4 protein-coding genes are annotated in these 6,903 nt (G+C 66.1%); 3 read left to right on the top strand and 1 reads right to left on the bottom strand.

All coding sequences use genetic code 11. The features are described from left to right. Positions 1–355 precede the first annotated feature (355 nt). Together DIE22_RS31825 and DIE22_RS31830 are read left to right on the top strand one after the other, a co-directional pair. Complete coding sequence (locus tag DIE22_RS31825) at positions 356–2,557, top strand: type I secretion system permease/ATPase (protein ID WP_124502066.1); 2,202 nt, start codon at positions 356–358, stop codon at positions 2,555–2,557. After that, the gene (locus DIE22_RS31830) at positions 2,541–3,965 is read left to right on the top strand and encodes an HlyD family type I secretion periplasmic adaptor subunit (protein WP_124502065.1); all 1,425 of its coding nucleotides are present in this window, start codon (positions 2,541–2,543) and stop codon (positions 3,963–3,965) included. The genes DIE22_RS31825 and DIE22_RS31830 overlap by 17 nt, the downstream gene beginning before the upstream one ends. A gap of 250 nt (positions 3,966–4,215) precedes the next feature. On the opposite strand, the gene DIE22_RS39030 is transcribed toward DIE22_RS31830, so the two are convergent. Next, the gene (locus tag DIE22_RS39030; RefSeq protein ID WP_260426811.1) at positions 4,216–4,413 is read right to left on the bottom strand and encodes a hypothetical protein; all 198 of its coding nucleotides are present in this window, start codon (positions 4,411–4,413) and stop codon (positions 4,216–4,218) included. Between the two features lie 127 nt (positions 4,414–4,540). On the opposite strand from DIE22_RS39030, the gene DIE22_RS31835 reads away from it, so the two are divergent. Continuing rightward, the coding region (locus DIE22_RS31835; protein ID WP_260426812.1) for an Ig-like domain-containing protein at positions 4,541–6,903 on the top strand (2,363 nt) is incomplete at its 3' end.

Consider the following 6,903-nt stretch of genomic DNA (forward strand, 5'->3'; position numbering starts at 1 on the left):
CCGGATGCGGTAGCATTCGCGCCTTCTCCAGCATGCCGTTGCCGGTGCGTCGGCACGCAATCGCACAGCGCTCGCACACGCGAAACGTATCAGACCTGAAACCAAATCGGCATTCGGATACCGCTGTCGGCCGGCGCACGCCGCCCTCCTCCCCGTCACGCGGGCCAGTCGCCGCATCTGGCCCGCTCCTTGCTGTTGCTCGACGCAAACACAAGCCGTCGCACCAGACGACGAACAGCAGATAAACAATATCGGGGTGAGCCATGAGCAAGACGGAGCGCTTGACGGCGGGAACGCGCGCACGCGGCGAACTGCTGCGCGGGTCGAACCGTCAACAGGCCGGCGGCGTGCTGTAATGCAGGCCGCCGCTACGCAAGCCGCCGCCGCGGCCGGGGAGCCGTGCGCCGCGCACGATTGGAATCTGCCGCACGGATCGGGTATCGACGACGATCCGCTGCTGGGCTGCCTGCTCGTGCTGACGCGGCTGTTCGACCGGCCGGTGGGCATCGACACGCTCGTGGCCGGCCTGCCGCTCGCCGGCCGGCGCCTCACCCCGGCGCTGTTCGTGCGGGCCGCGGCGCGCGCCGGCCTCTCGGCGAAACTGGCCCGGCGCGCGCTGCCCGACATCCCGGATGCGGTGCTGCCCGCGGTGCTGCTGCTCAACGACGGGCAAGCCTGCGTGCTGGTTCGCCGCAACGCGTGCGGCACCCTGCAGGTGATCCTTCCTGAAACCGGCATCGGCGAGGAAGCCGTCGACGCGGCCGAACTCGCGCAACGCCACGCCGGCCACGTGCTGTTCGCGCGTCCGGCCCACCGGTTCGATGCGCGCGACACGGAAAGCGTCGTGCCGCGCCCGCGCCACTGGTTCTGGGGGGTGGTTGCGCAATCGTGGCCGATCTATGCCGAAGTGATGCTCGCGTCGACGCTGGTCAACCTGTTCGCGCTGGCGATGCCGCTGTTCACGATGAACGTCTACGACCGCGTCGTGCCGAACCGGGCGCTCGAGACGCTGTGGGCGCTGGCGGCCGGCATCGCGCTCGTGATCGTGTTCGACGTGGTGATGCGCACGTTGCGCGGCTATTTCATCGACGTGGCCGGCAAGAAGATCGACGTGATCCTGTCGGCAAACCTGTACGAGAAGGTGCTCGGCATCCGGATGGCTGCGCGGCCGCCGTCCGTCGGCGGGTTCGCCTCGCAGATCCAGGAATTCGAAGCGGTGCGGGAATTCCTCACCTCGGCGACCGCGGCGGCGCTGATCGACCTGCCGTTTTCGGTCGTGTTCATCACGGCGATGTTCTGGGTCGGCGGCGGCCTCGGCTGGCTGCCGCTGCTTGCACTGCCGCTCGTGATCGGCGCGGGCATGGCCGTGCAGGGGCCGCTGGCGCGGACCATCCAGGACAGCCAGCGCCACGCGAGCCAGCGCCAGGCGCTGCTGATCGAAACGCTGGTCGGCCTCGAGACGATCAAGGTCAACGGCGCGGAAGGACCGATGCAGGCGCGCTGGGAGCAACTGCTTGGCGAGATCGCACGGCTCGGGCTCAAGTCGCGCCTGCTGTCGGGCTGCGCGGTCAATTTCGCGATGTTCGCGCAGCAGGCGGCCTATCTCGCGGTGGTCCTGTGCGGCGTGTACATGATCGGCGACGACCGGCTCACGACGGGCGGACTCATCGCCTGCACCATCTTCACCGGCCGCGCGCTCGCGCCGATGGGCCAGGTGGCGTCGCTGCTGACCCGCTACCACCAGTCGCGCAGCGCGCTGGCGTCGATCGACGGCGTGATGAACCTGCCCGGCGAGCGGCCGGCCGAGCAGCGCTTCGTCCATCGGCCGGCACTGCGGGGCGAGATCGAATTCCGCAACGTCAGCTTCGCGTATCCCGGCCAGAGCGGCGTCTCGCTCGACGGCGTGTCGTTCCGCATCGCCGCGGGCGAGCGCGTCGGCATCATCGGGCGCGTCGGCTCGGGCAAGACCACGCTCGAAAAACTCGTCCTCGGTCTCTACCCGCCTGCATCGGGCAACGTGCTGATCGATGGCGTCGAACTGCGTCAGTACGACCCTGCCACGCTGCGGCGCGGGATCGGTCACGTGCCGCAGGACGTGATGCTGTTCAACGGCACCGTGCGCGACAACATCGTGCTGGGCACGCCGGGCGCGGACGACGACGCCGTGTTGCGCGCCGCGCAGGTGGCCGGCGTCGCGGACTTCGTCAACCGTTTGCCGAACGGCTTCGACCTCGCGGTGGGCGAACGCGGCGAAGCGTTGTCCGGCGGGCAGCGCCAGGCTGTCGCGATCGCCCGCGCGATGCTGCTGTCGCCGCCGGTGCTGTTGCTCGACGAGCCCAGCAGTGCAATGGACAACCGCTCCGAAGAGCTGTTCAAGGCACGCCTGTCGGTCCAGTTGGCCGGCCGCACGCTGCTGCTCGTCACGCACCGTCCGTCGCTGCTCACGCTCGTCGACCGCGTGATCGTGATGGATCAGGGCCGCGTCGTCGCCGATGGTCCGAAGGACCAGGTCCTCGCGGCGCTTGCAGGGAGGAAGCTCCATGTCGCTGCTGGCTGAACCCGACGGCGCCGGCGCGCCGACGATGGAACGCATTGCCGCGCTCAAGGCGCTGCGCGGGCGGATCGGCGCCGCGCTGAAGCCGCGCGCCGACGATACCGCGTTCATGCGCGAGCGCTGCGCGGCCGCGATGGAGGGGCCGCGCTACTTCACCCACTGGATCCTCTGGGCGACGCTCGCGTTCTTCGCCGTCGCCCTCCTGTGGGCCGCGTTTGCGGAAGTCGACGAAGTCACCGTCGGGGAAGGCAAGGTGATCCCGTCCAGCCGCGTGCAGGTGGTGCAGAACCTCGAGGGCGGGATCGTCTCCGAGATCATGGTGCGCGTCGGCCAGGTCGTGCAGAAAGGCCAGCCGCTGATGCGCATCGACGATACGCGGTTCACGTCGTCGTACAAGGAAGGACAGGTGAAGGATGCCGCACTCCTTGCCCGCATCGCGCGCCTGAGCGCCGAAGCGAACGGCACCGCGTTCGTCGTGCCCGATCGCCTGGCACGGACGAACCCGGGCCTGCTGGACGAGGAACGCTCGTTGTTCGATTCCCGTCACCGCGAATTGCAGGCCAATCTCGACGTGCTCAGGCAACAGGCCGAACAGCATCGGCAGGAGCTCGCGGAAAAGCGCTCGCGCGAGGCGCAGCTGCAGCGCAGCTACGGGCTCGTCGCGAAGGAGCTGGCGTTGACGAGCCCGCTGGTGGCAAAAGGCGCGGTATCGGACGTCGAGGTGCTGCGACTCGAGCGGCAGGCGACCGACATGAAGGGCGACCTCGATGCGACGCGGCTCGCGATGCCGCGGCTTGAGGCCGCCTATCGCGAGGCACGCCAGAAAATCGACGAAACGACCGCGCATTTTCGCGCCGACGCGATGAAGGAACTGAACCTCGCGCGCGCCGATCAGTCGGCGCTGAGTGCGGCCAACGTCGCGCTCGAGGACCGCGTCACGCGCACGCTCGTGCGCGCGCCGCTGAAGGGGATGGTCAAGCAGATCAAGATCAACACCGTGGGCGGCGTGATCCAGCCGGGGATGGACCTGCTGGAAATCGTGCCGCTCGACGACACGCTGTTGATCGAAGCACGCGTGCGGCCGTCGGACATCGCATTCCTGCATCCGGGGCAGGACGCGACGGTCAAGCTGTCCGCGTACGACTTCTCGATCTATGGCGGCTTTCCCGCCGTCGTCGAGGACATCAGCGCCGACACGATCGTGCCGGACCGTCCCGGCGAGAAACCGGACAGCTATTACCGCGTCCTGGTGCGTACCCGGCAAAGCAAGCCGAGCGGCCAGAGCCAGCCGGTCGCGATCGTGCCGGGCATGATCGCGACCGTCGACATCCGCACCGGACGCCGTACCGTACTGCATTACCTGCTCAAGCCCGTCATCAAGACCAAGGAAATGGCGTTGCGCGAGCGCTGACACGAGAACCGGATTGCAGTACGTCGGGCGCGTGCCGCATCGGGCGGCGCAGTGCCCGCATCAAAACATGACAGGACGGGGAGCACGACATGGCGACGACTTCAAGCGGAACCGCAGTTTCCATCAGCAATACGCCGCAGGCAACGAACGACGTGTTTACGTCGGCTCAGACGGGGCTCACCGACAATACGCTCACCACCGTCTACCTGAACGTGATGGCGAACGATCTCGGCGGCGCGGCCAAGACGCTCTACTCGCTCGACTCCGGCACCGAAACGACCGTCGCGCTCGAACAGACCGCGTTGCTGACGCAGGATACGGGCCGGGCGGAATCGGTGAGCACGGACCTCAGCGCGCACGGCGCGCACATCTGGATCACGTCGGACGGCAAGGTCGGGTACGACGCGAGCCATCTCGACGCCTCGTGGTTGTCGAACAGCTTCAACACGCTGGGCTACGCGCAGGACAGCTTCACGTATGCGATCCGGCTGGGCAACGGTACGCTGAGCTGGGCGACGGCCTATGTCGACATCGCGCCGCCCGCGCCTGTCGTCGCACTGGCGCACGACACCGGGATGTCGGCCAGCGACAACATCACGTCGGACGGTACGCTGTCGGTCGGCGGGATGGCGCACGGCGCGACCGTTCAGTACAGCACCGACAACGGCGCGCACTGGAACACGAGTTTCAGCGCGGTCGAAGGAACGAATACCGTGCTGGTGCGGCAGATCGATGTGACCGGCAACGCGTCATGCGTGTCTTCGTGTACGTTCACGCTGGATACGACTGCCGTGACGGCGCCTGGGGTGACGCTGGCGGTTGATTCGGGTAGTAGCGCTACGGACCACATCACCAATGTCGGTACGCTGAACGTCACCGGTATCGAAACGGGCGCCACCGTGCAGTACAGCGTCGACAACGGTGCGCATTGGAGTACGAGCTTCAGCACCGTCGAAGGGTTGAACAACGTGCAGGTACGGCAGGTCGATGTCGCGGGCAACACCTCGTCGGCCACGTCGTTCAGTTTCACGCTCGATACGTCGGCTGCTGCACCCGGTGTTGCGTTGACGACCGATTCCGGTAGCAGTGCCATCGACCACGTCACCCATGTCGGCACGCTCAATGTGACCAGCATCGAAACCGGTGCGACCGTGCAGTACAGCGTCGATGGCGGTTCGCATTGGAGCACGAGCTTCAGCGCGGTCGAAGGGTTGAACAACGTGCAAGTCCGCCAGATCGATGTTGCCGGCAACTCGTCGTCGGCCACGTCGTTCAGCTTCACGCTCGATACCTCGGCTGCTGCGCCCGGCGTTGCGTTGACCACCGACTCCGGCAGCAGCACCACCGACCACATCACCAACGTCGGCACACTCAACGTATCCGGCGTTGAAACTGGCGCAGTTGTCGAATACTCGACCGACGGCGGCCATACCTGGAACACCAGCTTCAGCGCCGTTGAAGGGCTGAACGACGTACAGGTCCGGCAAACCGATATCGCAGGCAACACGTCCGATCCGACGTCGTTCAGTTTCACGCTCGACACCTCGGCTGCCGCACCCGGTGTTGCGTTGACCACCGATTCCGGCAACAGCACCACAGACCACATCACCAACGTCGGCACACTCAATGTGACCGGCATCGAAACCGGTGCGACCGTGCAGTACAGCATCGATGGCGGTTCGCATTGGAGCACGAGCTTCAGCGCCGTCGAAGGGTTGAACAACGTACAGGTCCGGCAGACCGATGTTGCCGGCAACTCGTCGTCGGCCACGTCGTTCAGCTTCACGCTCGATACCTCGGCTGCTGCACCCGGCGTTGCGTTGACCACCGACTCCGGCAGCAGCCCCACCGACCACGTCACCAACGTCGGCACGTTGAATCTCACCGGTGTCGAAACCGGCGCAGTTGTCGAATACTCGATCGATGGCGGCCATACCTGGAACACCAGCTTCAACGCCGTCGAAGGCGTGAATGACGTACAGGTTCGGCAGACCGATGTCGCAGGCAACACGTCCGATCCGACTTCGCTCAGCTTCACGCTCGACACCTCGGCCGCCGCGCCCGGCGTCGCGCTGACGACCGATTCCGGCAGCAGCGCCACCGACCACGTCACCAACGTCGGCACACTGACCGTATCCGGAGTTGAAACCGGCGCCACGGTCGAATACTCGATCGACGGCGGCCATACCTGGAACGCCAGCTTCAATGCCGTCGAAGGCGTGAACGACGTACAAGTCCGGCAAACCGATATCGCGGGCAACACGTCGAATCCGACGTCGTTCAGCTTCACGCTCGACACCTCGGCGGCTGCGCCCAGCGTCGCGCTCACCACCGATTCCGGTAGCAGCGCCACCGACCACATCACCAATGTCGGCACGTTGAATCTCGCCGGTGTCGAAACCGGCGCCACCGTCGAATACTCGATCGATGGCGGTCATACCTGGAACACCAGCTTCAGCGCCATCGAGGGCGTGAACGACGTACAGGTCCGGCAGACCGATATTGCGGGCAATACATCGGACCCGACTTCGCTCAGCTTCACGCTCGACACCTCAGCCGCCGCACCCGGCGTTGCGTTGACGATCGACTCCGGCAGCAGCACCACCGATCACGTCACCAACGTCGGCACGTTGAATCTCACCGGTGTCGAAACCGGCGCCACGGTCGAATATTCGATCGATGGCGGTCATACGTGGAACACCAGCTTCAGTGCCGTCGAAGGCATGAACGACGTACAGGTCCGGCAGACCGATATCGCGGGCAACACCTCGTCGGCCACGTCCTTCAACTTCACGCTCGATACGTCGGCCGCCGCGCCCAGTGTCGCGTTGACGACCGATTCCGGCAACAGCGCCACCGACCACGTCACCAATGTCGGCACGTTGAATCTCACCGGTGTCGAAGCCGGCGCCACCGTCGAATACTCGACCGATGGCGG

Origin of the sequence: Burkholderia sp. Bp9142, assembly GCF_003853415.1 — a bacterium.
Lineage (GTDB): Bacteria > Pseudomonadota > Gammaproteobacteria > Burkholderiales > Burkholderiaceae > Burkholderia.

Excerpts from the sequence above, each read along its gene's own strand:
- DIE22_RS31825 (WP_124502066.1), top strand. The coding sequence starts at position 356 with ATGCAGGCCGCCGCTACGCAAGCCGCCGCCGCGGCCGGGGAGCCGTGC.
- DIE22_RS31830 (WP_124502065.1), top strand. The coding sequence starts at position 2,541 with ATGTCGCTGCTGGCTGAACCCGACGGCGCCGGCGCGCCGACGATGGAA.